The organism is Streptomyces sp. NPDC060035 (assembly GCF_042736635.1).
Lineage (GTDB): Bacteria > Actinomycetota > Actinomycetes > Streptomycetales > Streptomycetaceae > Streptomyces.
Genome location: NZ_JBHWVO010000003.1, coordinates 265,641 through 290,182 on the forward strand (window position 1 = coordinate 265,641; position 24,542 = coordinate 290,182).

At 70.6% G+C, this 24,542-nt stretch carries 19 protein-coding genes; 9 read left to right on the top strand and 10 right to left on the bottom strand.

The features are described from left to right. Positions 1–33: 33 nt before the first annotated feature. The 10 genes from ACFWBQ_RS06230 to ACFWBQ_RS06275 all read right to left on the bottom strand — a co-directional run bounded on the left by ACFWBQ_RS06230 (position 34) and on the right by ACFWBQ_RS06275 (position 11,427). Positions 34–1,080, bottom strand: a complete 1,047-nt coding sequence (locus tag ACFWBQ_RS06230; protein ID WP_385484634.1) for a glycoside hydrolase family 6 protein — start codon at positions 1,078–1,080, stop codon at positions 34–36. Between the two features lie 271 nt (positions 1,081–1,351). Beyond that, complete coding sequence (locus ACFWBQ_RS06235) at positions 1,352–2,029, bottom strand: class F sortase (RefSeq protein ID WP_385484637.1); 678 nt, start codon at positions 2,027–2,029, stop codon at positions 1,352–1,354. A gap of 1 nt (position 2,030) precedes the next feature. Next, positions 2,031–2,582: a hypothetical protein gene (locus tag ACFWBQ_RS06240; protein WP_385484640.1), complete on the bottom strand. Its 552-nt coding sequence runs from the start codon at positions 2,580–2,582 to the stop codon at positions 2,031–2,033. 136 nt (positions 2,583–2,718) lie between these two features. Beyond that, on the bottom strand, positions 2,719–4,191 hold the full coding sequence (locus tag ACFWBQ_RS06245; RefSeq protein WP_385484642.1) for an amidase family protein: 1,473 nt from the start codon (positions 4,189–4,191) through the stop codon (positions 2,719–2,721). After that, complete coding sequence (locus ACFWBQ_RS06250; RefSeq protein WP_385484645.1) at positions 4,188–4,988, bottom strand: glycosyltransferase family 2 protein; 801 nt, start codon at positions 4,986–4,988, stop codon at positions 4,188–4,190. The genes ACFWBQ_RS06245 and ACFWBQ_RS06250 overlap by 4 nt, the downstream gene beginning before the upstream one ends. Before the next feature lie 130 nt (positions 4,989–5,118). Continuing rightward, the gene (locus ACFWBQ_RS06255) at positions 5,119–6,237 is read right to left on the bottom strand and encodes a beta-ketoacyl synthase N-terminal-like domain-containing protein (protein ID WP_385484648.1); all 1,119 of its coding nucleotides are present in this window, start codon (positions 6,235–6,237) and stop codon (positions 5,119–5,121) included. Continuing rightward, positions 6,230–7,603: a class I adenylate-forming enzyme family protein gene (locus ACFWBQ_RS06260; RefSeq protein WP_385484651.1), complete on the bottom strand. Its 1,374-nt coding sequence runs from the start codon at positions 7,601–7,603 to the stop codon at positions 6,230–6,232. Before ACFWBQ_RS06260 ends, ACFWBQ_RS06255 begins: the two co-directional genes overlap by 8 nt. Further along, positions 7,597–9,357: a thiamine pyrophosphate-binding protein gene (locus ACFWBQ_RS06265; RefSeq protein WP_385484653.1), complete on the bottom strand. Its 1,761-nt coding sequence runs from the start codon at positions 9,355–9,357 to the stop codon at positions 7,597–7,599. The genes ACFWBQ_RS06260 and ACFWBQ_RS06265 overlap by 7 nt, the downstream gene beginning before the upstream one ends. Positions 9,358–9,520: 163 nt before the next feature. Then, positions 9,521–10,141 carry a hypothetical protein gene (locus tag ACFWBQ_RS06270; RefSeq protein ID WP_385484656.1) on the bottom strand — a complete coding sequence of 207 codons (621 nt, stop codon included), beginning with the start codon at positions 10,139–10,141 and terminating at the stop codon, positions 9,521–9,523. After that, on the bottom strand, positions 10,138–11,427 hold the full coding sequence (locus ACFWBQ_RS06275) for an aldehyde dehydrogenase family protein (protein ID WP_385484659.1): 1,290 nt from the start codon (positions 11,425–11,427) through the stop codon (positions 10,138–10,140). The genes ACFWBQ_RS06270 and ACFWBQ_RS06275 overlap by 4 nt, the downstream gene beginning before the upstream one ends. Before the next feature lie 857 nt (positions 11,428–12,284). On the opposite strand from ACFWBQ_RS06275, the gene ACFWBQ_RS06280 reads away from it, so the two are divergent. From ACFWBQ_RS06280 to ACFWBQ_RS06320, 9 genes are all read left to right on the top strand, one after another. Further along, positions 12,285–13,595, top strand: a complete 1,311-nt coding sequence (locus ACFWBQ_RS06280; RefSeq protein WP_385484662.1) for an MFS transporter — start codon at positions 12,285–12,287, stop codon at positions 13,593–13,595. Positions 13,596–13,731: 136 nt separating this feature from the next. Beyond that, on the top strand, positions 13,732–14,145 hold the full coding sequence (locus ACFWBQ_RS06285; RefSeq protein ID WP_385484665.1) for a hypothetical protein: 414 nt from the start codon (positions 13,732–13,734) through the stop codon (positions 14,143–14,145). Positions 14,146–14,160: 15 nt separating this feature from the next. Beyond that, positions 14,161–15,708, top strand: coding sequence for a GMC family oxidoreductase (locus ACFWBQ_RS06290; RefSeq protein ID WP_385484668.1), 1,548 nt, complete (start codon positions 14,161–14,163; stop codon positions 15,706–15,708). 253 nt (positions 15,709–15,961) lie between these two features. Next, positions 15,962–16,774 (top strand): glycosyltransferase family 2 protein, encoded by an 813-nt coding sequence (locus ACFWBQ_RS06295; protein WP_385484671.1) that lies wholly within the window; start codon positions 15,962–15,964, stop codon positions 16,772–16,774. After that, complete coding sequence (locus tag ACFWBQ_RS06300; RefSeq protein WP_385484674.1) at positions 16,771–18,381, top strand: ABC-F family ATP-binding cassette domain-containing protein; 1,611 nt, start codon at positions 16,771–16,773, stop codon at positions 18,379–18,381. The genes ACFWBQ_RS06295 and ACFWBQ_RS06300 overlap by 4 nt, the downstream gene beginning before the upstream one ends. A 60-nt stretch (positions 18,382–18,441) precedes the next feature. Next, positions 18,442–20,511, top strand: a complete 2,070-nt coding sequence (locus tag ACFWBQ_RS06305; RefSeq protein ID WP_385484677.1) for an HAD-IIIC family phosphatase — start codon at positions 18,442–18,444, stop codon at positions 20,509–20,511. Then, the gene (locus tag ACFWBQ_RS06310; RefSeq protein WP_385484681.1) at positions 20,508–21,467 is read left to right on the top strand and encodes a ribonucleotide-diphosphate reductase subunit beta; all 960 of its coding nucleotides are present in this window, start codon (positions 20,508–20,510) and stop codon (positions 21,465–21,467) included. Before ACFWBQ_RS06305 ends, ACFWBQ_RS06310 begins: the two co-directional genes overlap by 4 nt. A 336-nt stretch (positions 21,468–21,803) precedes the next feature. Further along, positions 21,804–23,003, top strand: a complete 1,200-nt coding sequence (locus ACFWBQ_RS06315; protein WP_385484684.1) for a glycosyltransferase family 2 protein — start codon at positions 21,804–21,806, stop codon at positions 23,001–23,003. Between the two features lie 152 nt (positions 23,004–23,155). Further along, on the top strand, positions 23,156–24,106 hold the full coding sequence (locus ACFWBQ_RS06320; RefSeq protein ID WP_385484687.1) for a UDP-glucuronic acid decarboxylase family protein: 951 nt from the start codon (positions 23,156–23,158) through the stop codon (positions 24,104–24,106). Positions 24,107–24,542: the final 436 nt, after the last annotated feature.

Below are 24,542 nucleotides of genomic sequence, written 5' to 3' on the forward strand. Positions count from 1 at the left end.
CCGTGCGGCCTGCGGGCCGCACGGGGCCGTCGGCTACTTCGTGTTGCGGGCCAGCCCCAGCGCGTACTCCGCCCACCAGTCGCCCGCCTTGGGACCGCCCTTGCAGTCGCCGTCCGACTCGCCCGGCCGCTTGACCCACAGGTACGCGTCGACCAGCTCGTCGCCCGTGTCCGTCGTCGGGGGCTCGCCAAGCGCCCGTCCCGGCGGATTGCACCAGTTCTCCGCGGGGTCGCCCCCGTCGTACGGGCCGTTGCCGTTGCGGCTCGTGTCGATCACGAACGGCTTGCCGCCCACCTTCGCGGACAGCTGCTTGCCGAACTCCGTACTGGCCGCTGTCGTCTGGAAGTTGGACACGTTGACGGCGAAGCCGTCGGCCTCCACGACCCCCGCCCTCTGCAGGGGCTGGAACAGCGCGTCGGGTGTCTGCCACCCCGCGTTGCCCGCGTCCACGTAGACCGCGGTGCCCGGCTGCTGCTTCAGCCGCTCGACCGCGCCCTTCAGCAGGTCGTACCGCTCCTCGTGGAACTCCTGCGGGGTGCACCCGTCGACCAGGTGCAGCAGCGCGTCCGGTTCCAGGATCACCGTGGCCCGGCGGTCCCCGATGCCCTGGGCGACACTCTCCACCCACGCCCGGTAGGAATCGCCGTCCGCCGCCCCGCCCTTCGAGAACTGCCCGCAGTCCCGGTGCGGGATGTTGTACAGGACCAGCAGTGCGTCCCGGTCGGCCTTCTCGGCCGCCTCGGTGAAGCCCTTCGCGGTCTCCTGCGGATTCTCCGGCCCGATCCACTCGCCCACCGGCTGCTCGGCGATCTTCCGGATCAGGTCGGCGTTCTTGTCGTCGCCGTCCTGGACGTAGGAGACCACCTGCTTCGCCGCGTTCCCGTCGGGGTTGACCCAGAACGGGTCGTCCTTCTTGGGCTGCTGGTCGACGGCGGTGGGTACATCCTTTGCTCCGTCATCGGACGAGGAGCACCCGGCGAGCAGCAGGACCGCCCCGATCGCGGCTGCCGTACCGACCCTCAGCCCGGTCGCCGTCGCGCGCGCGTGCGCGACGGACCGGCCGGTGCAACTGCCGTACATCCATTCCCCCTTGCATCGATGTACTACCGGTCGGATCCATCCTGGCACAGCGGTCCGGGGCGGTGGACGCTTCCCCCGGACCCGGACATCTTGTCAAAAACCCGCTGGGCCGAGCCGGTCCCCCGCCTACAGTGTCCTGCAGTGCGAACCACCGACCTCCCGTGCTGTACCGGGCTTCTCCCGCAGTCCGGGCACCGCGGTCGAGGACCGGCCCGGCCGGCGACTCCGAGGGGGAGCGGGCCGCCGGCCGGGCCCGGTGAGCGGGTCCGCCTCAGACGCGGCTCCTGCCCGCGCCGCGCTTCTCGCCCGTCAGATACGCCGAGACGATCACATTGGCCGTGTAGGCGTGGGACTCGCGGTCGTACGTACCGCCGCAGGTGATCAGCCGGAGTTCCGCCCGCCCGTCCTCGCGCGGCCCGTAGGCCTTCCGGGCGTCGAAGCGTTCCCGCGTGACGACCTGGACGTCGTCGATGGTGAACTCGGCGACCGTCCCGTCGGACCGGCTCACACGGATCTTCTCGCCGGGCCGGGCCGCGCTGAGCCCGTAGAAGACGGCCGGCTTCGTCTCGGTGTCGACGTGGCCGACGAGGAGCGCGGCGCCCTCGGTGCCCGGCTCGGTGCCGGCGTCGTACCAGCCGACGGTCTGCGGCATCTCGTACGGGGGCGGGTCGATGGCCCCGGAGGTGTCCAGGCCGCGTCCGACGACGGGTGCCTCGATCCCTATCGAGGGGATCTCGACACGCTGCGGCGTCGCTCCGTCGAGCGGGTCGTGCGCCGGGGGCAGCGGTACGCCCAGGGGGCGTCCCACCGCTGCGACATCGCCGGTCGTCGGCGCGGAGCTGCCGTCGGTGGCCTCACGGCCCCACAGCCACAGCCCCAGCAGGAGGACGGCCCACGCGACACCGGTCAGCAACCGCCCGGATCCTGCGGGGCGGTCGGAGGCAGGCATGTCAGTCCAGCGCCGAACGGCGGCGTCGCGCACTGCGGAACGCGACGGCCACGGCCGCTACGGCGCCGAGGGCGAACCCGATCACCGCGTGCCGGGTCCCGGGACCGCTCTGCTCGGTGTGGGCCCGCTCGGCGAGGGTCGCTGTGCCTCCGCCGCCGGCCCGGACGGGGGCGACGGGCGAGGGACGGCTGTGATGGACGACGGTGAACGTGCCGGTGGCCTTGCCGTGGCCGTCCTTGCAGGTCACCCAGACCTCGTAGTCGTCGGGTGCGGCGTCGGAGCGGATCCGGGCCTCGGCGAAGAGGCCTTTGCCGTCGGCCGGTGCGAAGTGCGCTTCGGAGACGAAGGCTTCGGAGTTCCCCGTGGCCGACTTGCCCTTGCCGCAGGCATCGACCCGGAGTTCGACCTCCCCGCCGGGGGAGACGCTGGACGGGGTGACCGAGACCGATCCCTTGTGGTCATCGGGTTCGGAATAGGTCGACGCGGCGGACGCGGGCAGGGCTATGGTCGCGGCCGCCACTGCGGCACAGAACGTGAGGGGCAGTGAACGCATCGTAAACCTCCTGGTAGCAGGTTCGCGTGCGCCACCGCCCTTCGCATCCGCTGCGGGCCGGTCGGGTGACCTCCGGCCCCGGACGGTTACGCGCACAGCACCGCGGTCCTCGTCGTGGTGACAGAACAGCCGCAGCTCACTGCCGAGCCGGGAAAGCAGCCGCCCGGACGGCCTCGGCCGGTGGAGGCCGGAATCCGCCGATGAGGTCGGCCAGCAGACCGGCGAAGCTGATGCCGAGGCGGTCGTCCCCGGGCCGGGCGAGGACCTGAAGGCCCACGGGCAGTCCTTCGGGGGACGTGCCCGCCGGGAAGACGGTGGCCGGCAGACCGGGCAGCGCGGCCAGCGACGCGGGGAAGAACAGATCGTTGTAACGGCCTCTTTGCCCGCCTAGGTCCAGGGTGGAGAACCAGTCGGCCGCCTTGCCCGGGTCGTGCCGGAACGCCACGACCGACGTGGCAGGTGCGATCAGCAGATCCCAGGCGCCGAAGAAGTCGTCCCAGGCGAGTCGCAGCTGGTGACGGTGCGTCGCCCAGCGGGCCCGGGTGTCGGAGGTGGGGAACAGGCCGGATGCCCAGGCGTCGTCGCGGGGATCGCTGCTGGAGCTCAACGCCGCCGCGAATGCCTCCCGCTCCGCCCGGGGGGTCAGGCGGGCACCCTGCGCAGCGAGCACGGCCAGAAAGGTGTCGTGCTGGGCGGTCACACCGCCGGGCAGGTCGGGGGTGCACCAGGTCAGCGCGCGGACCTGCGGCGCGAGGACGTCGGCGAGCCGGTGGTACGCGCTCTCGACATCGGGGTGCACGCCGAACCATCGCGGCGGCCTCAGCAGCGCCACCCTCAGACCGCGCAAGGTGCTCGCCTCGCGGGGCGTGCCGGGGACCGTCGGCGCGAGTACGTCCAGCACCAGGCGCAGATCGTCGGCACTGCGGGCGATCGGGCCGACCTCCGTCATGCGCGGCAGCGGGAGGGGGCGTGCCGGGGCCCGTCCCAGTCCGGCCACGCTGCCCTCGGTCGGCCGGTGTGCGTAGACGCCGCAGAAGGCCGCGGGCAGGCGCAACGATCCGGCGGTGTCCGTACCCAGATCGACCGGCACGATGCCGGCTGCCACTGCGGCGGCCCCGCCTCCGCTGCTGCCACCCGGCGTCCGACTGAGGTCCCAGGGGTTGTTCGTGACCCCGTAGACAGCGTTGTAGGTCTGCCAGTCCCTGCCGTGCGCCGCCTGGTTGGTCTTTCCGACGACGACCGCGCCGGCTTCACGCAGCCGAGAAACGCACGGTGCGTCCGGGGGGCGCAGGTCCGCCCGCTCCGGGTCGCCGGAGGTCGCCGGCAGTCCGGTCACCCCGATGTGTTCCTTGACCGTGACCGGGACGCCGAGCAGCGGCCGCCGCACCCCGCGGCGGCGTTCCTCGTCGGCACGGTGAGCGCTCTTTGTCGCACCCGGCCGGTCCGTCAGTACGACGGTGTTGAGCACGGGGTCGACGACGTCCAGATGCTCCAGGTGCCGGGCCAGGACGCCGGCCGCCGTGGAGTCGTCCTGCCGGAGTTCTGCGAGCAGGGTTGTCGCAGTGCGGAAGACGGGAGGGGGGATGCCCTGCGTCGCGGAGGTGGTCACCGCGCCACCGCGGCGTTCGAGTACCCGCCCATGGAGTACCGGAGGGTCGGCTTCTCGCTGCAGACCATCGTCACCTTCGCGCGATCCAGCAGCACGCACCACGCGTAGTCCTCCGTCCATTCGAGTTTCCGCCACCATCGCGAGTACGTGGTCGGGAAGGGGAATCGCTCGTGCATCCCGCGGCTCACGAGGAGTTCGCTGGTGTCCACGCCGTTGAATTCCTTGCCGCCCGCGCGCAGGGCGTCGCGGACCACCGAGGAACCCGGCCGGAAGACGCCGAGGTCCACCAGGCGCGCGTACGAGGAGGCCCGCAGCGCCGGATCGGGATGCCACGGGTTCTCTCCGGCAACCTCGTAGGGGGAGCCGTCCGGCGAGAAGAGCCGACGCCAGCTGTGCGCAACCTCGATGCCCGGGCTGGCGGCCAGGCATTCCAGCAGAGAGCTCAGATGATCGGGTTCGAACTCGTTGTCGTCGTCGAGCTGGGAGATCCAGTCGCCGCTCGCAGCGGCTATGCCCACGTTGCGCAGGGCACCGAGCCTCGCCGGCAGGTAGTCGTGCGGCAGACCGGCGTGCTCGGCGCCGGTGACGTTTCTGATGACGGCGTGGGGAAAGCGCTCCGACAGGTCGCGGACGATCGACGGGTCCGCCAGCGCAGGGCAGTCGTCGCCGATCACCAGGTGCTCGACGCGTACGCCGCGCTGGCCCGCGACGGAGGCCATCGCCCGGGCGAGCGCGGCGGGGCGGTTCCTGGTCGGGGTCACCACAGTGACAAGGGGAAGGTCGGTGAAGAGGGACATACAGGGTCCTCAGGTCTCGGTCTCGGGTTGGCACGGCCGGCCGGCGGAAGCGGCCACCGGGCGGTCGGCGCATGGTGATCGCCAGGGTCTTTCGTTTCGGATCAGCCCGGCATGATCCGAACGAGAGGCCTCAGGGCCGGGTGAGCACCATCGCTGCGGTGTTCCCGCCGAACCCGAAGCTGTTCACCAGCACGCTGCTGACCGCCGGGAGCTGTTCGGAGGCGGTCAGCACCGTCAGGGCACCGCGCTGCACCGGCTGCCGCAGCCCGGCGGTGCCCGGAACCGTGCCGGTCTCCAGTGTGCGGACTGCCGTCACGGCTGCCGGGAAGCCGGAGCAGTGCATCAGGTGGCCGACGGCTCCCTTGTGGCTGCTCACCGTTGTGCCGGGCCACGCGCCGTGGCGGGCGAGCCGGTCCATCGCGGAAAGTTCGGCGTCGTCGCCCTGAAGCGTTCCGGCGGCGTGCGCGTGGATGTGGTCCGCACGCGGTGCCCCGGCCCGGTGCAGCGCCTCACTCATCACGGCGGTCGCGGACCCGGCGTCGTTGGCCGCGGCCTCGCTGCCGGCGATCCGGCAGGCCAGACCGCCGATCACGACCCGCGGCACGGCACCGCGCCGACGGGCGTCCGCCGCCCGTTCCAGCACGATCGCGCCGCTGCCCTCACCGAGCGTGGTGCCGCTGCGATCCGGGTCGAACGGCCGGGCCACGTCCGGGCTGAGCGCCTTCACCACCTCCATCGAAGCGACGCCGTACTCACCGGCGGTCCAGCCGCCCAGCACGATCGCGCTGTCGGCCAGGCCGGCCCGCAGCCACCGGCCACCGAGGGCGAGCCCGAACAGCACCGACGCGCAGGCGTGCGACACGAAGATCGGCTCCGCGTCCTCGCGTACCGCCGAGGCGAGCGGGTCTGCACCGAGGAACGACAGCCGGCGCCGCGTCACGTGGTCCAGCGCCGCCGTCTGCCCGACCAGAACGACCACCGTCCTGGGCGGCACGTCGGCGTGACCGGCATCGGCAAGCGCTTCCGCCAGTGCGCTGCGTACCAGCCACGGCTGCCGCTCGGGATCGTCCGGCAAGGTGCTCGGACCGGGCGCCGCGGCGATGAGCGGGCCCGCGGCCGGTGTCGTCCGCCCCAGTGCCGAAGCGCCACCCACGAGCTCGGCCCAGTAGCGTTCCACGCCACAGCCGAAGGCGGTGACCAGGCCCAGCCCCGTCACGACGAGGCCGGTCCCGCGAACGGGTTCAGGCATGGTGGGCCGCCGCTTCCCGGGTGACCCACCGGCGCAGCGCCGTACGGTCCACCTTCCCCGTGCCGGTCCGTGGGAGCGGAACGTCGGTATGGATGTCGCGCGGCCGTAGCCGCGGCGGGAGATCCCGGCGGCAGAGGGTGCGCAGGTCGGTCACGGGAACCGGATCGGCCATCTCGACGAACGCCACGATGCGATCGCCCCGGCCCGACGCGTCGTCCGCGGAGCGGACCCCGAGGACGCAGGCCTCGGTCACACCGGGCAAGGCACGGAAGACGTCCTCGATCAGGTTGGGCGCATGTGTCTCGCCGTCCACGATGAGCACCTCCTTCAGACGTCCCAGCACCCGCACGTGGCCGTCGGGTTCGACCTCGCCCATGTCCCCGGAGCGCAGCCAGCCGTCCGCGGTCAACGCCGCCGCCGTGGCATCCGGCTCACCGAGATAGCCCAGCATGCGGCTCGGTGTACGGATCAGCAGTTCCCCGGTTGCCGCGTCGCGGCGTACCTCGGTCCCGGGCAGCGGCGTGCCGACGGTCCCGGGTCGCATGGTGCCGGGTGCGCTGATGGCCACGTTCGGTCCGGCCTCGGTCAGCCCGTAACCGTCGTGCAGGTCGGCGCCGAGCGCGGAGAAGCGTGCGGCCAGAGCCGGATGCAGCACATCCCCACCGATACCTCGGATGCGCAACCGTCGCAGTCGTGCCGCGACCTCGGGCTCGCGGACAGCGGTCTTGAGCAGGATGGAGTACATGGACGGGACGCCGTCCAGCGTGGTGACGTCGCGGCTGAGCAACCGGCCGGTGACGCCGGCCGCCGAGAACGACGTCTCCAGCAGCAGCCTGCCGCCTCTCTCCAGCCACATCAGAACGATGCTCATGCCGTACGCGTGGGCCAGCGGAAGCGGCACGAGCAAGGAGTCCGCGTCACTCAGGCCGAGCCGGGATGCCGTCTCGCCCGACTGGTACGCCAGGCCGGCGTGCGACAGCACGACGAGACGAGGCCGTCCCGTGCTTCCCGACGTCGGGAACACCGCGGCGGCGTCGGACGGCAGGACGGCGTCCCCTGCGCGGGCCAGGGCCAGCACCTTTGGTGTGCCGCCCGGGCCCTCGACGACCTCGGCGACGCCGACCTCCGCCAGCCGAGCCGCCAGGTCGCGGTCCGCGGCGGGCGGTGCGAAGGCGACCGCCGCCCCGAGTCGGCGCGCGGCCACGACGGCCGCCAGGACGCCGAGTCCCGTGCGGCAGGTCGTCACGATCGCGGAACCGGGACCGGCGCCGAAACGCGCACAGCACCGCTCGACATCGTCGAAAGTGCGCCGCAAGGCCACCGCATCGACGGGTATGCCGTCGATGTCGAGCGATCCGGTCAGCATGGTTCCGCTCCCTCCGTGCCGCAGATCCGGCGGATGCCCACCGGAACGTCGTCGTCGTCGACCGGCACCACCACGAGTGCCGGTCGCCCGGCGTCAGCCGCGGCGCGGGCAGCCTTCAGGGCCGAGCGCAGGGATTGTTCGTCGGTCACGGTCGCGGTGACGCCGCCGACGGCCTCCACCAGGGCAGCCATCGGCAGGGGGGTGCGGAAGTCGGCCTGCGTGGACGGATGTCCCTCTTGCCGCCGCAGGAATCGGGGCCAGCCGAATCCGCGATTGTCGAAGACCACCATCACCAGCCGGCACCCGAGTTCGGCCGCGGTCGGCAGCGTATTCGCGCTCATGGCGAACGCGCCGTCACCGCAGACGAGCACGACCGGGCTGCCCGGCCGCGTAACGGCCGCGCCGATGGCTGCCGGGAGGCCGAACCCCATCATGGTCTGCTCGCCGGGGCCGACGAGCGGAAAGCCGGCGGGCAGGGTCAGAGCCGAGATGTGGTAGCCCCAGATGTCGTGCAGCCCGTTCTCCTGCACCAGCACCGCGTCGGGGAACAGCTCGGGCAGGACGCGCAGGACGGCCCGGGTGGGCGACTCGGCGAACGTCACCGTCGACGCATCGGCGTCGAGCGCTCGCCGTGCGGCGGCCACCGTGCTCCGCCACTCGGTACGCGCGTCCTGCCCCGCGATGCCGTCGCCCTGCCCGGCCCACGCCGTCCGCAGGGCCCCGGCGCTGAGCCCGGCGTCGCCCAGCAACGTGATCTCGGCGGGTACGGCCCGGTGGAACGCCGATGCGTCGACGTCGGCGTGGATGAGCCGGACCCGGTCGAGGTCCCATCCCATGCGGACGGTCTCCTCCAGCGCCGTGCCGATGGCCAGCACGACATCGACCTCGGCGAGCGCGGTGGTCAGGGGTGGAGTGGCGTACAGGCCGACGAGGCCGAAGCAGTGCGGATCCCGTTCGTCGAAGGTGCCGCGCCCGGAGGCCGTCGTGGCCGTGGCCGCGCCCCATTCCGTCGCCAGTGCGCGTACCGACTCCGCTGCGCCCGCCGCGCGGACACCTCCGCCGGCGAGCACCAGAGGCCGCCGTGCCTGCGCCATCACGGCCGCCGCGGCGGCGACGTCGTCGGGATCCGGGTGGGAGCGCAGTGCCCGCACCGGAGCGGCGTACGACGTGCAAGCGATGGCGTCGGTCGATGCTGCGGTCTCGGCACTGATCTCGACCAGCACCGGTCCCGGCCTGCCGTTCAGGGCGAGGTGGGCCGCTCGGCGGAGCGCCCACTGCAGGGCGTCTCCGGTGGCGACGACGAGATGGTCCTTGACGACCGACTGGGCCAGCGAGCGGTGATCGGTTTCCTGAAAGCCTCCCCGGCCGATCTCATTCGCGGCGATACGAGTGGTCACGACGATGACCGGTGCGCCGAGCGACATGCCCTCCAGCAGTCCTGTGAGGGCGTTGGTGAAAGCCGGTCCCGTGGTGAGGGCGAGGACGACCGGACGACGGGTCAGCATCGCGGCCGCCACGGCGGCACAGGCGCCGGCCCGCTGATCGCGCACCGGGACCGTGGTGAGGCCGTCGGTCGAAGCTGCCGCGTCGAGCAGACCCGGCTCGTCCGCAGGCAGGCCGATCACGACCTCGCAGCCGGCCTCCCGCAGCGTCCGGGCCGCCACCGGCCAGCAGGTCGCGGTCTCGGCCTCGGGGCTCGCTGTGCCGGAATCGGTGAGCGGTCTCGGGGCGCTGATGGCACTGCCTTCCTTCATCAGAGGTCCCCTTCCGGGAACGCTTGCAAGGCTTGTCCGTCGAGGAGTGTCATGAGATGGCGTCCCGGGAGAACGGCCTTGAGGGCCGGACCGGGTGGCCCGCCGCCGGACCGGCGAAGACGAGGGACGACGCCGGGAATGGCCGGACGGCCTGAAGGGTGTCTCATGCGGGTGCTCCGGCGGCCGTGGTCCGGTGTGCCGCTGCGGTCGGTGGCCACAGCGCAAGGTCGCCCGTTGCGGCGCCGGCGGTTGCGCGCACCAGCAGCATCGCGGCCGCGGACAGGGCGGCCGGCTTGCCGTCCGGGTCCCCGGGAGCGACCGTGATGTCGCAGACCAGCGCAGCCGGGGCTCCGTCGGCGAGCGCGGCCTCGGCCCCGCGGACCGACTGCCGCACGTCCCACTCCGGGGTGCAGAGGAAGAAGAGGTCACCCACCCAGCGGTTCGCCTGGTCGAGATCGTCGTCCAGGCCCTGGACGAGGCGCGAGCACTCCATCTGGATCGAGTGCGACGGGCGTAGGCGCCGGGCCGGATCCTCGTGCCGCTCGGCGAAGTACGTGGCCGTGTACGCGGCGTACGGCGCTGCGGCGACGAAGGCGGGCACCTGCCGCCGGTCCGGGCCGTCGAGGTGATCGAGGGCAACCCTCATCACCTGCCGGACGACCTGCTGCTCCGGCACCGGGGTGAGCGCGCGCACCGGGATGCCCGGGTGGAGAACCGTGAGACGCGGCGATGCCGACCCCGGAGGGCGCGAGGCCAGCACGGCCGTGCAGTGCGTCCTCGTCATGCCGGTTCTGTCGCCGCGGTCGTCCCCGCCGAGACGAGGGCCCGCCGGGGACGTCCGGCGCCGAACTCCGCCGAGACGAGCAGCGGGCGGGCGGTCAGCCGGCCGTGCTCGTGCACGCTGCTGGCGTGGGCGCCGTAGCCGCCGAACGGCCGGTTGCCGTCCTCGATGTCGAACGTGGTGCAGTCCCGGTACACGACACTGGTGCCGATCACGCCGGGCTGGAGTTCCGGCTCGCCGTACACGGACATGTACATGCCGCGGGCCAGCTCCTCCGGGGTGGTGGCCCACCGAGTTATCTGCGCCGCGTCGTCGTAGGCGCACACCAGGAATACCGGCGAGAAGAACTCCGGTGGTCGCAGACCGGGATGCAGGTCGGTGACCAGGATCGAGGGTGCGACCGTTCGGGCCGCCATGTCGACCGTCCCGCCGAACCGGACCTGGTCGCGGTGCCGGTCGAGAAACGCCGCGGCGTCCTGGAGGGCGTCGTCGTAGACGAGCGGCGTCACCCGGGCATCCGGGTCGCGCCGGTCGGCGATCGGAAGCTCCGCGAGGCGCTCGCCCAGATGCGTCACCACCTCGCTCAGCCTGTCCCGGTGCACGAATACCGCGTCGGGGCACAGGCAGTCCTGGCCGGAGTTGTAGAGCCGGCTGCGCAGGAGGTCGTGGACGGCCGTACCGGTGCTCGCCTCGGGCCCCACGACGAAGGGGTTGGGGCCCGATCCGAACAGCAGCACCTTGGTCCGGCTGGACACCCGGGACGCGATCTCCAGGCCGTTCTGGAACCGGCCGGTGAAGATGACGCCGTCCGCCTCGCCGCACGACCGCACGAAGTCGCGCTGGGATTCACGCGTGAGCGCCAACTGGCCTCTCCCGCGCTCCCGGACGACCGGCGCGAGGATCTCGTGCACGGTCTCGATGACGCCCTTCACGCGGCTGGACGGCCGGATCTCGATGCGTCGGCAGTACAGGGCCGGGATGAGGCACATGAGCGTGTACGAGTACAGGATGTTGTTCGACGGCAGGAACACCCCGAGCAGGTCCAGCGTCTCCGGCTGGTTCCGCGCCAGTTCCCAGCGGGCCCCGGCGAGCGCCTGGATCGAGCGGTGCAATTCGTCGGAGGCGCTGTCGTGCGTGGCGATCTCGGTCAGCGCGTCGATGAGCTCGTCCTGCCGCCGCAGCATCGCGTCGATGAGGTCCTGGCAGTACTGGGCCACATCATGATCGTCGCCGGCGCCGCGGTGAGCGGCCAGGAGGTCATGGGGCTCACGAGTATGACTGGAATTCATGGTGGTTCCCCGTAGTTTTGACGATGAGGGGGCTGAAAAGACCGGTGTCATGTGTCCGAAAGGTCGCCGGAAGATCGATGATCCGCTTCACGGAAGGCGGAACAATGCATCGGTGACGGGGTGGTAGGTATCGACGCCGATGATTGCGCGGCGCCCTGACGGCACCCCCGTGCCACTCCATCGCGGCACGGGCGTAAGACGTCGGAGGGCGCTTGCCCGCACCGTCGGCACCATCGAAAGCAATGAACGTATGGAGACTTCGAATCTCCAGCGGGAGAATCCGGCTGGGGACCGGTACGCAAGGGCCCCGCACCGCTGAATCGGAACAGCCTGTTCACTCCGGTGCAGAAAAGCAGGACGTGATCATCCCCTGTCGGTGGCACCGACACCCGTCAGTGTCCTGAAGAGTTGTACGTAGCTCGGCAGATCCACGTCAAGCCTTCGCCTGGGAGCGCTTCCAGACGCTCGGCGATCTTGACTGGGAAAAGTTGTACGCAGTGCAGTGGGCTCACGTCAAGGCTTTTCCAGAGAGCGCTCTCAGACTCTTGACGACGGGCGATCCGGCCCAGTAGACATGTGGACCGTCTCTGCAAACCGCTTTTGATGCTTCTCCCTGGCGAGCCGACAGCGAGCGAACCGGGGGCCTGCATACGTGGGCACGCCAAGCCCACTCGGAAGGTTCCGCTGAACGACGGCGCCGACGCGCCGCAAGTGGAGCGGGTGGCGCCGGTTCGGCTGTCGTCAACGGCCGATCGCGGCTCCGCATGCATGATCGCTTGAACGAAGGGAAGGACTCACATGCTCGTCCGGCCTACGCGGAGAGCGCTCTCACAGCGCCTGGTTGTGGGGTCGCCCGCATGAGCCCAGAGTCAGTGCGCCCCGCGAGATCGTCCATCTGGCGCACACCCGGCCTCGCCCGCCTGGTCGTGAGCATCTCGATCAGTCAGCTCGGCACCGCCATCACCGGCGTCGCCCTGCCCATCTTCCTGCTGGACCGCTTCGGCCTGGGCCTCGACTTCGGGCTCACGCTGGGGATCCGGCTCATCCCGAACATCGTGCTCGGCACGGTCGTGTCCGAAGTGGTCCGACGCTGGGACCCCCGCGCCGTATCCGTCCTGGCCTCGGTCGTGAGTGCCCTCATCGCCATCGCGATCCCGTTCACCGACGCACTGTGGCAGATCCAGGTCTTGTCGTTCCTGATCGGCCTGACCACGATGTTCCTGGCCCCGGCCAGGCTCGCGCTGCGAACCCGGGTGACCCCGGACGGCCGCGAACTCGAATCGAACGGGTTGATCGTCACGGCCCAGCGGACAGCCTCCCTCCTGGGCCCGGTGGTGGTCGGCCCGGTCCTCGTCTTCGGAACCATTTCCATGTTGTTCTTCGCCGAGGCGGCCACGGCGCTCATCGCGGCGGGATTGCTGGTCGGGTCATTTCCCGGCCCCAAGGACGAGCCCGCTACGGAGGCCGGCACGGCTCCGCCCAGAATGCCGAAGTCTCCCCTGGGAATCCTGCGACGACTGTTTCTGGACAATCCTCGGGATCTATTCGCCATCATCCGTGGCGACGGGATGGTCTTCGGCCTTACGCTCACGGCATTCACCTATGTTTTCGTCGTCGGCATGAATTCGGTCTTCGTTCCCGCTTTCGCCCGAATTCGGTTCCCGGAGATCGACGGAATGCTGGGATATCTGATCGCGGCTATGGGTCTGGGTGGCGCGGTCGGCGGCATTCTGGCCGGGCGGCTCACGCGGTTCAGTCCGGGCCTGATGTACATTCTTGGCAACGTGCTGGAGGGGGTGTGCTGGCTGCTTCTGCTCCTCGCCCACCAGCCGGCGCTCGCTATCGGTCTGTTGGTTGTCGGAGGAATTCTTGAATCCGTGGCGACGGCCGTCTATATGGCCGAGGTACAGGCACGCTTCACCGAGCGCGAACTGACGCATTACTACTCGATGCTGCTGCCGACCAACGACGTGTTCGTTCTGCTCGGCGCCACGGTGGCCGGGTTGCTGGTGGCACCGGGTCGGCTGGGTGTCTCGGTCGCGGTGATCGCGGGTGTGATGGCCGTACCGATCCTGCTGCTGACCCGCAGCTTCTTCACCCCGCGGCCGGAGCGCCCCACGGGCGCCCGTAAGGAAGGAGCGGTGCCGGCCGTCGACGTCGCAGGTTGACTCCGCTCCGGCTGATCCGGAAGGGGTCACCGACGCGGAGGCCGTAGGTCGCGCGTAGTCGCCCACCCGGCATCGGCACGGTCCGGTCGAGTGGTCGTCGCCGACGCCCGGACCACCTGGGACGCTGCCGGCCCGTATGACCGAGAGCGACTTCACCGACGTCGTCGACTCGAATCCGACCGTCGTGTGGCGGGTGGCCCGGCGTGCCGCCCCGGCCGCGGTCGGCGTCCGGCTCTTGTCCGTCTCCTCCGCCGTCGTGGCGGAGGAGACAGGGATCAACCATGCGACCGCCGAAGCAGGGCAGCTGACCGGTCTGCGCCCGGTCGCTCCCCCGACGGCCGGCACCACACGGCATCACCGCCCATGTGGCGGCGCCGGAATACAAACCGACAGGACCGAGCCCGCCGGCGCCGCGCCGACCGGTGCGCCCCTGTACCCGCTGGGGCGCGCCGCGATGTCGCCGGAAGTCGCCGCCGCGGTCCTGTTCGTGGCCGCCCTGGCCTGCCTGACCGGCGTGGCCATACGGCGTGAGACGGCATCCGAACCGTGAGAGGGACAGAGGACCATGACCGCTGACCGTACGAGAAACAGCCTGACCGGAGCCGGTCCCGCGCCGTCACGGGCCCGAGTGGTGATCGTCGGTGCCGGATTCGCCGGACTGGAGACGGCCCGCCACCTCGCCGGGCACGGCGTGGACGACATTCTCGTGATCGAGGGCGGGCCGGCCGGTGATCTGCGGCACACCAACGTCGCCCACGACCCGAACACCGCCGTCGACCTATGGCTCGATCCCGGGCAGGACCCGTACCACCAGCGCCCCTGGGAGTCCGGCAGTCCCCCGCACTTCTCCGGCAACGCCGGCATCCGCGCGCGGGTCGGCGGCCGGTCCCTCTACTGGTACGGCGTCACCCTGCCCCTCGAGTCATGGGCGCTGGATCTCGACCACTGGCCCGCGGCGGTCGTCGAAGACCTCGTCTCGTCCTGGCACGGCGGCCCGTCGCTCTACGAACGGGTGACCACCGAGCTCGGGCTCACCTGGTCGGACGGGACGGTTGAGTCCCCCGGTCCGGTCCGGCACCTGGGCGGATACGCATTGCGCGCAACACCCCGCGCCTCCCGTACACACCCGGAGTTGCCGGGTCGCTGGTCGGCGTACTCGCCGCTCGATCACTGGCGCGACCCGGATACCGGCGCCGTCGGTGAAGTGCCGGGGTCCGTGCGCTTCCTGGTCGACAGCCAGGTGCGGCACGTGTTGTTCCGCGACGGCCGGGCGGCCGGCGTGGTGGTCGCCGACGCGCGCACCGGGCAGCTGACGGATGTGGCTGCCGATGCGGTCGTCCTGTGTGCCGGCACGGTGGAGAACAGCCGACTCGCGATTCAGGCTCTGAGCTCGCAGACAGGTGCCGAACCGCGGCTGGGCGGCCTCGCCGATCACCTCGCCCAGGGGTTCTTCGTGCGCATCGACTCCCGCTCGGCGCCTCGGCCCCTGCCGCTCCGGCCCGGCTCCTACTACGTGCCGGTCCCCGAGGCGCGGTGCAACCTCTTTGTGTCCCTGTGGCGGGAATCGCGGGAGGAGCTCGTACTGGACGTGAAGATCAACGGCGAGTTGCCGCCCGACCCGGACAGCTACGTCGCCTGCCTGCCGTCGGACGGCTTTCCGTGGCCCACGCGGGTGCACGCGAGCGTATCGGCGGACGGCCGGGCGGTCCTCGCCGCGCAACGGGAGGTGCTCACCGACGTGTGGTCGGTCGTCGCCGCAGCCTTCGGCCTCGACGACGACCTGTCGTTCGGCGCGTACGACGAACCGCTGGCCACCAACGTCGCCGTGCTGCCGCGCAACCGCGAGAAGTACCCGGTCGGCCGGCCCCAGACATGGTCCAGTGCGCTGGGTGCCGAGGACCACGACGGTGGGACGCTGCCCCTGGGCGGCGTGCTGACCGAGAACCATGAATTCGCCCGGATCCCCGGCCTGTACGCGGGTGGTCCGGCGACGTTCCCGCGGATCGGCGCGGCGAATCCTTCGCTGACCACCATGGCGCTGTCCCGCCGCCTGGCCGCAGTCCTGGCGGACCGGCTGGGTGCCGCGGTGCCGTCAGGCGGGCGGCACGCATGAGTTCCCGGCAGGTCGGCCGGACTTCCGTACCGGACCGGGCGCCCGAGGGTCGCCTCGATGTCCTGCTGTGCCGGAAGATTTTCGGCCGGCCCTCTGCGGAGCGTGTCCCGGAAGCCGATCGGACGGCCTCGGCCCGACGGTGCCGACGTCGCTCATCCCGGCCGACGAACGGCCCCCACTCCTGGAAATGCACCCACCGGGACCGAGAGGTCACCACCCGGCCCGCAAGGGCTGCAGAAGAGATGGACCTCCCATGAGCACACCCGACGTCGTCGTCGTCACCCCGACCCGCAACCGCCCGGAGCTGTTGTGGCGCGCCGTGGAATCGGCCGCCGCGCAGCGCGACGTCACGATCCGGCACATCGTCGTCGGCGACAACTGCCCCGTACTGGCGGATGACGGTTTCACCGCGAGGCTCACCCGGGCGTTCCCGCACGTCACGGTCATCAACGCCACCCCCCTGTCGCACCCGCGGGTGCAGAACGACTACCAGTGGGCGCGGGTTGCGCGGCTCCGCAACCTCGGTGCGGCCGCCACGGACATCGATCTGATCGCACACCTGGACGACGACAACACCTGGGACACCGGCCACCTCAGCTCTCTGGTGGCTGCGCTGGAGGCGGCCCCGAGCGCCGAGATGGCACACGGGTGGCGGCGTCTGCTCAACGACGACGGGTCACCGTTCTACATCCCCGACGGTGTCGATCCCTGGAACGACGACGCGGAGGTCGGTGCCAAGTCGTACGCACTGCTCGTCGACGCCGGCGTCGTCGTGCCCGGATCCAACGTGCTGCGGGACCGCATCCACTTCAACGGCGTGTTGCTCGGGCGCGTCGACACGAACGAGCTCATGGTGCGCCGCCGACTGTTCGAACGCATCCCGTTCCCGGAGGAGTTCTCCCGGTGGAAGCAGAAGATCGGCCTCGGCGATGACGCCCTGCTCAACTATCTGCTGCTCAAGAGCAACGTCGAGGTGGTGTGCACCGAGCAGGTGACGGTGAACTACTTCATGGGCGGCAAGTCCAACCACGAAACGTACGCGCCGCTGTCCCCGGTGGCGCGATGAGCGGCTTCCTCACCGTGCGCGGGCTGTCCGTGACCTTCGGCCCGGTGCCGGTCCTGGACGGGATCGATCTGGCCGTCGGGCCGGGCGACCGGATGCTGATCGTCGGGCCGAACGGTGTCGGCAAGTCCACCCTTCTCAAGGTTCTGGCCGGCGAGATCGAACCCGACGCGGGCGAGGTGATCCGGCCGTCGGTCGGATACGTGCCCCAGGAGACCGACGTCGTGTCCGGTGAGACCCTCGCCGGATACCTGGCCCGGCGCACCGGCGTGGCGGGCGCCGCCGCAGCGATGGAGGCGGCGGCCGAGGGCCTCGCCGTCGGTGAGCGGGGAGCGGACGACGCGTACGCCCGGACGCTCGACGCGTGGCTGGCCGCCGGTGGCGCCGATTTCGAGGAGCGGTGCGAGAAGGTCTGCGCGCGGCTCGGCCTCCCGGACGCGGTCCTCTCCCGGGGCGGCGACGCCCTGTCCGGCGGCCAGCAGGCGCGCCTGCGTCTCGCGGTGATGCTGTTGATACGTGTCGACCTGTTGCTGCTCGACGAAACCACCAACGATCTGGACGCTCCGGGACTCGCGGCGATGGAGCAGTACGTCACCGGCTTCCGCGGCGGGATCATTGCGGTGTCGCACGACCGGGCGTTCGCGGAACAGGTCGCCACGCGCGTGTTCGAGATCGACGAGTTCACCCGCACCGGGCGGCTGTACACGGGCGGCTGGACGGCATACCTCGCCGAACGTGCCAACGACCGCGACCGTGCCGAGCATGACTACGCCCAGTACGCGGCTCGTCAGCAGGCGATGCAGGAGCGGATCCGGCGGATGCGCGAGTGGGCGGAGGCGGGCGGGCGGCGGAGCGCGGGCGGCGGGGGCGAGCAGGACAAGTTCATCCGGCACAGGAACAAGTCCTCGGCGCAGGGTGTCGCCGCCAAGGCCGGTGCCACCAAGAAGGCGGCCGAGCGAATGGAGACGGTCGAGGAGCCTCGCGAGGCGTGGGAGCTGCGGCTCTCCATCGCCGCCGCCGAGCTCAGCTCGCGCATCGTCTTCTCCCTGCGCGATGCCGTGATCGCCCGCGGGGACGTGCGGCTGGGGCCCTTCGGTTTCACGATCGCGGCCGGTGACCGCGTACGGATCAGCGGACCGAACGGATCCGGCAAGTCCACCCTGATCCAGGCGCTGCTGGGCCGGCTGCCGCTCGTGGAGGGGACCCGCTATGCCGGCCCCGGGGTGATCGTCGGCGAGCTGGAACAGACGAGGGCCGCGCTGCGCGGTTCCGAGCCGCTGCTCGACGTCTTCCGCCGCCGGAGCGGGCAGCCTGCGGAGGAGGCGCGCACCCTGCTGGCCAAATTCCGCGTCGGCGCCGACGTGGTCCTGCGCCCGGCCGACTCGCTGAGCCCGGGGGAACGGACCCGGACGGGACTGGCGCTGTTCCAGGCCCGTCAGTCCAACTGCCTGATTCTCGACGAGCCCACGAACCATCTCGACATCGAGGCGATCGAGCAGTTGGAGCAGGCGCTGGCGACCTATCCGGGCACCGTCCTGCTGGTCACCCACGACCGCCGGCTCGCCGAGGCGGTGACCTTCACGCAGGAGATCGACGTGACCGCGTTGTAGCCGGGCGACCGGACCGTTCGACGATCCCCGGCGCGAACGCCGGGCAAGGAAGGAGTGATCATGGGGGACATACCACTTCGGCTGGGCGACAGTGTCCGGCTGATCCCGGTATTCGATCATCACGTGCTCATCGATGTGGTGCAGTTGCAGCGCATCACCGTCGCTGCCGAGTGGGTGGGCCTGTGCGAGCGGGCCGCCACCGGCCGGCGCACCCGGCAGGACCTGACCGACGCGGTGGATCCGGCGCACCGCGACGCGGCCGCCACGTTCATCGCCTTTCTGCTCCAGCGCGGCTTTCTCACCGATCGCGACGGGCCGGCCGATCCGGTGGCCGGCCTGCCGGATGTCATCGCGGACGGCGAGCTCGCCTCCTACTGGCAGCCGAATGCAATCACGGCTGCCGACCTGGCGCCGGCCGAGCAGGGGCTGCGGCCGGTCCGGACGATGCTCATCGGTGGCTGCGTCGCGCAGTTCGCGGCGGACGCGCTGGTACGTGCCGGCCTGCGGCGGGGGCTGGCCATCACGCCGACCCACGAATGGCCTTCCGTCCGAGGACGGTTGAGGGAGCTCGTCGAACGGCACCAGCCTGATCTCGCCGTGCTCCAGCCCACGGTGCAGCCCTTCCTCACGGGCCTGTGGGACGACGGTGTCTTCGTCGCGGCGGCCGAGCGGCGGCGCCGGCTGGCCGTCACCAAGCGGGCACTCACCTCGGCGATCGCCGAGTTCGCGGAGGCGCTCGGCACGCGATTGGGCATGGTGCACAACGTGGCACCGCTGGCCGTGTCACCGTTCGGACGCTACGACTTCCGCCAGGAGATGAGCCACCGCGAGATCGTGGCCGAGCTCAACCGGCACGTGGACGAGCAGGTGCGCCGGTATCCGTCGCTGTTCGTGCTGGACGAGGAACGGATCACCGCGCGGCACGGTGCCGCACACCTCTTCGACGACCTGATGTTCCCCTTCGGCCATCACGGCGGTCGCCCCGATCCGGCGGTGGAGGAACCCAACCAACTCGCGGCCCTCGGCGACGTCTTGGCCGAGGAGTACGTCGCGGGCTATCTGGCCCATCATGGCCTGAACCGGATCAAGTGCGTGGTCGTGGACCTCGACAACACCCTGTGGCCGGGCATCGCCGCCGACGACGGGTTTTCCTGGGTGCAGGGCGATGCCACCAGCCGCTGGATCCATCTCGGGTTGCACCAGGCGCTTCGGGTCCTGCGCCACCGCGGGGTCCTGCTGGCCACGTGCAGCAAGGGCACCGGGACCGCGACCTTGCAAGCCTGGGAGTCGGCGCCCTCGGGTCAGGTACTGACCCCCGACGACTTCGTGATCCACCGGATCAACTGGGAGGCGAAGTCGGTCAACATCGCCGACATCTGTACGCGCCTGGGCGTGGCACCGTCCGCCACGCTCTTCCTGGACGACAACCCGGTGGAACGGGCCGAGGTCCGGCGGCATCTGCCGGGCGTACGGGTACCGGAGCTGGCCGTGTCGCAGTTCCGCGAGTTCCTGCTGACCGAGCCCGGCCTCGAAGCAGCCACCGCCACAGACGAGTCGCTGCATCGCACCGAGACGACGCGGGCGATGCTGCGCCGGGCCGAGCTGATCGAGGAGAGCGGCGACGACTTCCTCCGCGAACTCGATGTCTCCGTCACGGTCCGGCACGCCGACCCGGACGATCTGCCGCGCGCCGTCGAACTGCTCAATCGCACCAACCAGTTCACCACCACGGCGTGGCGCACCACCGAGGCTGAGCTCGCCAGGACGATCGCCGACGGCGCCGAGCTGTACCTGATGGCGGTGACCGACCGCTTCGCCGAGTACGGGACGGTCGGTGCCTGCCTGGTCGATGACGCGGCGGTCGTGGCGCTGGCGGTCAGCTGCCGCGTCATCGGCCTCGACGTCGGGCCGGGATTCCTGGCCACGTGCCTGAACCGGCGCACCGCCGGAACGACCGTCACGGGACGCGTCGTGCGTACCGATCGCAACCATGCCGCCCAGGACGTCTTCGTACGGGCCGGTTTCGTTCCCGCCGCCGACGGCGAGTTCGTCCTCGTCCCCGGCGCCGACCTTGTCAACACCGCTGAGCTGCCGCAGCAGTTCACCGTACGAGAGGAAATCGTCCGATGAGCAGCCGATGGAGCACCCTTCTCATGGACTCGGCCGACCTGAGCCGCCTGCCGGAGGTGCCGCTCGGCGAGGTCGCAAACCACGCCGAGTCGGTCTTCGGCCAGCGGCTCGGGCCCATGGCCCTGTACCGCCGCTGGGAGACCCAGCAGTGGGAGGCCGAGGCCGTTCCGCTCGCGGCCGACCGCGAGGAGTTCGAGGCACTGCCGCCGATGTTCCGGGACAAGATCCGGGAACTCGTCAACACGTTCGTGGTGGGCGAGTACACCGGCCTGGATCTGCTCGGGCCCATCCTGGGCGGCTGTCCCGACGAGCAGAGCCTGATCTACCTGGGCACCCAGGTCGCCGACGAGTCCCGGCACACGGTCCTGCTCGCCAAGACAGCCGTCGATCTGCTGGGCATGGAGCCTGATCTGCGGTCCATGCTGCCGCTCATCTGGGCCGAGATGACGGCGGCCCACCGGGAGCTCAGCGTCGTGGAGGCGGACCTCATCCGGGAGCTTTCCGAGAAACCGTCCGACTACGGCCGCTGGGTGCGGGCGGTGACCCATTTCCACCTCATCACCGAGGGCGTGCTCGCGCTCAACGCGCAACGCAACCTGATCAAGGGGTTGCGGCACCGGCAGGTCCTGCCGGGCCTGCAGGCCGGCTTCATCGCCATGGCGCGCGACGAGTCCCGGCATGTCAGCTACGGCATGCACGCACTGCGCCAGGGCCTGCGCGAGGGATACCACGACGAGGTGATGGACGTCCTGGAGCACTGTGCGCCGCTCGCTGTCCACATCGAACAGCGGGAAACGAAGGAGACGCCGCACGCCCGCCGGACCGCGCGCGAGCTCACCAGGGAGCTCGAGCGCCGGCTCGTGCAGCTGGACCTGCCCCGCACGTCGATCGACCACATTCTGACGGTGGCCGCGCGTCCGTTCACGCCGCCCGGCACCGAGCCCGCCGATGACTGACGGGGGACTGCCGCCCGGGCGGCAGCTGCTGATCACCGGGGTCGTCACGCCCTGGTCGATCGCGTACGCCGTCGCCCGGGAGGAACAGCTGCGGGGTGCCCGGACCGTGCTCACCGCGTACGGCCGGCCGGCGCCGGTGGGCCGGATCGGTGCACGCCCGCCCGAGTCGGCACCCGTGGTGGACCTGGACGGGATCCCACCGACGCCCGCCCGGTCGTCACGGCGTGCGCGACGCTGCTGTCGCCGCAGTCCTACGCCACCCCGGGCAGCGTCCTTCACGTCGACGGGGGCTGTCCTGCCATGGCCTGACAGCCATGCCGCCTCCTGGAGAGCCCGATGAAGATCAGCGTCATCATTCCTGCCTACAACTCACAGCAGGCGCTCGAGCTCTGCCTTCTCACCCTTGGGCACACGCAGCTTGCACCGCCGCACTCGTACGAGGTCGTCATCGTGGACGACGGCTCCGACGACGGCACGGCCGAGATGCTGGCGTCGTTCCGGGCACGGTTCGACCTGCGCTGGGTCACTCTTCCCCGCACGGCGGCGTCGGGCCGGAGCAGGGCCCGCAACGCCTGCGTCGAGCGGGCGACGGGGGACGTCGTCCTGATGATCGACGCCGACCAGCTCATCACCCCCGGTCTGGTGGCCGAGCACGTCCGCTATCACGAACTCAGCCCGGATCTGGTAGTCGTCGGCCGACGCGACGAACTGGCCGAGGGCCCGCTCGACCGGGACGTCCTCGCCCGCAGCTTCACCATGCAGGCGCTGCCTCCGGTCGTCGCGGAGGACAGCCGCGAGGCGGTGTACGCCTGCTTCTCCGCCAACCTGAACAACCTGGCGACACGCTGGCACCACCTCTACAGCTGCAACGCCTCGGTCCGCCGTGAGCACCTCCTGGCCGTCGGCGGCTTCGACGAGTCCTTCCGCGGTTGGGGGCTCGAGGACACGGAACTCGGCTACCGCCTGCATCGGCGGGGCCTGGCATTCGCCTACAACCCCGCCGCCGTCGTCTACCACCAGCGTGCCCAGCGGGTGACCACCCGGATGTTCGCCGAATGGCGCCGCAACCTGCGGCGCTTCTCGGACAAGCACGCCAACGCTCCGGAGGTCGTGATCCAGTCCGTCCTCGGGCGTCCGGAACTGCCTTGGGAGCACTGCATGCAACGCTTCGAGTACGCCGCGCGGGCGCTGGCGGGGCGGCTGCCGCGGCCCATCTCGTACCACCTGCTCGAAGCGGACGACGGGAACGTCACCACCGTGCGGGACCGCCTGTCGTCCATGGCCGCCACCACAGACCTCCTGGTGATCGACGACAGCACGCACGCCGAGCTGTCCGGCGCGGTGCAGTGCATCGACACGCCCCATGAGCTCCTGTACTTCCGGCGGCCCACCGCGGGGGAACGCACCCGGATCCTCGCCAGGCACCAGCTCGCCCGACAACCCCGCACCGCACGCCGGTTGCGGAGTGAGGGGCAGGACGCCGGAGCCGGCGGATCACGGCAGAGCCCCTCACCTACCTCGGCATTCGGCCGGTAGCACGTCGGCAGATGTCTCCGGCCTGCTCCGGTTCAACACCCCGGTCAGCCGGTCACCGGAGGGCCCGTACACGTCCGGACCGCTCGGCGCGGTCCTCGACGTCAGTTTCACCCGTTCGCAACTTTCGTTCCTGGGATAGGGGTTGGTGTGTCATGCGCGTCGTCATCACCGGTGGTGCGGGTTTCATCGGATCGCATTTGGTGGATGCGGTACTCGGCCGTGGTTGGTCGGTCGTGGTCGTGGACGACCTGTCCTCCGGGTTCATGGACAACATCACGCGGCTGCAGGACGAGCCTCGCTTCGAGTTCATCGAGGCCGACATATGCGGTGAATGGACCGTTGACGGCCAGGTCGACCTGGTGCTGAACTTCGCGAGCCCGGCGTCGCCACAGAAGTTCCTCGAGCGCCCTCTGGAGACCCTCGATGTCGGCGCGACAGGCATGCGCAATGTCGCCGAGATGGCCCTCGCGAAGGGCGCGCGTCTGATCCAGGCGTCGACCAGCGAGGTCTACGGTGAGCCGCTGGTGCATCCGCAGCCCGAGAAGTACTGGGGCAACGTCAACCCGATCGGCCCGCGCAGCGTGTACGACGAGTCGAAGCGTTACGCGGAGGCGTTGCTCGGCGCGTACCACCGCCTGGGCCTGCTCGATGTCGGCGTCGTGCGCATCTTCAACACCTACGGCCCACGACTGCACCCGACCGATGGCCGCGTGGTGTCGAACTTCGTGCACCAGGCGTTGAGCGGCAGGCCGTTGACCTTGTACGGCACGGGCTCGCAGACCCGCAGCTTCTGCTACGTCGGCGACCTGGTCCGCGGCATCCTGGCGCTGGCCGATCTGAGGGGCGAGTTCGGCCCGGTGAACCTTGGCAACCAGCAGGAGATCACCGTGCTGGAACTGGCGCGGATCGTCGGCGACCTGACCCGCACCGAGGTGAACCTCGTGTATTCGGAACTGCCGGTCGACGACCCGACTCAGCGCAGGCCGGACATCACTCGCGCGCAGGAGATCCTGGGCTGGAAGCCCGAGGTCAACCTGCGCGAGGGCCTGCTGAAGACGATCGAGTGGTACGCGGCGAACGCCTTGCCGAGCCCCGTCGGGTGACGCCATCCGAAGTGAACGAATACGTTCAGATCTCAACAGAAGACCACACGGTCGTGGAATCCTTTGCTATTCTCCTGAGCCTGCTTGCTGACCGGGGCATTCTCCCCCCTCAGAGGGGAGAAGAGGTGGAGCGACGAAACCTGCGCGTTGACGATGTCGGGTTCCCTATTTGACGCTGCACTCGGCCACGTACCGGAACTCCGCTCATTCGATAACCAACTCCGGCCCGCCGGTCGTTCCCCTATGACGGGAAAAACACCCTTGTCCGCTTCCTGAGGTACGGGAGTCCGTGGATCTCCGCGACTGTGGAACAGCTGCGGGCGGCAGGAGTTCGGCGGGCGGCCGGTGCCGGCCTCTGCGGTCCACTCACTCCCGATCTGCCGGTCGGATCCGTCGCCGTACCCACCGGTACGGTTCGCACCGACGCCGTAGGGAC

Coding starts and splice junctions, on each gene's coding strand:
- ACFWBQ_RS06230 (WP_385484634.1), bottom strand. CDS start 1,080: ATGTACGGCAGTTGCACCGGCCGGTCCGTCGCGCACGCGCGCGCGACG.
- ACFWBQ_RS06235 (WP_385484637.1), bottom strand. CDS start 2,029: ATGCCTGCCTCCGACCGCCCCGCAGGATCCGGGCGGTTGCTGACCGGT.
- ACFWBQ_RS06240 (WP_385484640.1), bottom strand. CDS start 2,582: ATGCGTTCACTGCCCCTCACGTTCTGTGCCGCAGTGGCGGCCGCGACC.
- ACFWBQ_RS06250 (WP_385484645.1), bottom strand. CDS start 4,988: ATGTCCCTCTTCACCGACCTTCCCCTTGTCACTGTGGTGACCCCGACC.
- ACFWBQ_RS06255 (WP_385484648.1), bottom strand. CDS start 6,237: ATGCCTGAACCCGTTCGCGGGACCGGCCTCGTCGTGACGGGGCTGGGC.
- ACFWBQ_RS06260 (WP_385484651.1), bottom strand. CDS start 7,603: ATGCTGACCGGATCGCTCGACATCGACGGCATACCCGTCGATGCGGTG.
- ACFWBQ_RS06265 (WP_385484653.1), bottom strand. CDS start 9,357: ATGAAGGAAGGCAGTGCCATCAGCGCCCCGAGACCGCTCACCGATTCC.
- ACFWBQ_RS06270 (WP_385484656.1), bottom strand. CDS start 10,141: ATGACGAGGACGCACTGCACGGCCGTGCTGGCCTCGCGCCCTCCGGGG.
- ACFWBQ_RS06275 (WP_385484659.1), bottom strand. CDS start 11,427: ATGAATTCCAGTCATACTCGTGAGCCCCATGACCTCCTGGCCGCTCAC.
- ACFWBQ_RS06280 (WP_385484662.1), top strand. CDS start 12,285: ATGAGCCCAGAGTCAGTGCGCCCCGCGAGATCGTCCATCTGGCGCACA.
- ACFWBQ_RS06285 (WP_385484665.1), top strand. CDS start 13,732: ATGACCGAGAGCGACTTCACCGACGTCGTCGACTCGAATCCGACCGTC.
- ACFWBQ_RS06290 (WP_385484668.1), top strand. CDS start 14,161: ATGACCGCTGACCGTACGAGAAACAGCCTGACCGGAGCCGGTCCCGCG.
- ACFWBQ_RS06295 (WP_385484671.1), top strand. CDS start 15,962: ATGAGCACACCCGACGTCGTCGTCGTCACCCCGACCCGCAACCGCCCG.
- ACFWBQ_RS06300 (WP_385484674.1), top strand. CDS start 16,771: ATGAGCGGCTTCCTCACCGTGCGCGGGCTGTCCGTGACCTTCGGCCCG.
- ACFWBQ_RS06305 (WP_385484677.1), top strand. CDS start 18,442: ATGGGGGACATACCACTTCGGCTGGGCGACAGTGTCCGGCTGATCCCG.
- ACFWBQ_RS06310 (WP_385484681.1), top strand. CDS start 20,508: ATGAGCAGCCGATGGAGCACCCTTCTCATGGACTCGGCCGACCTGAGC.
- ACFWBQ_RS06315 (WP_385484684.1), top strand. CDS start 21,804: ATGAAGATCAGCGTCATCATTCCTGCCTACAACTCACAGCAGGCGCTC.
- ACFWBQ_RS06320 (WP_385484687.1), top strand. CDS start 23,156: ATGCGCGTCGTCATCACCGGTGGTGCGGGTTTCATCGGATCGCATTTG.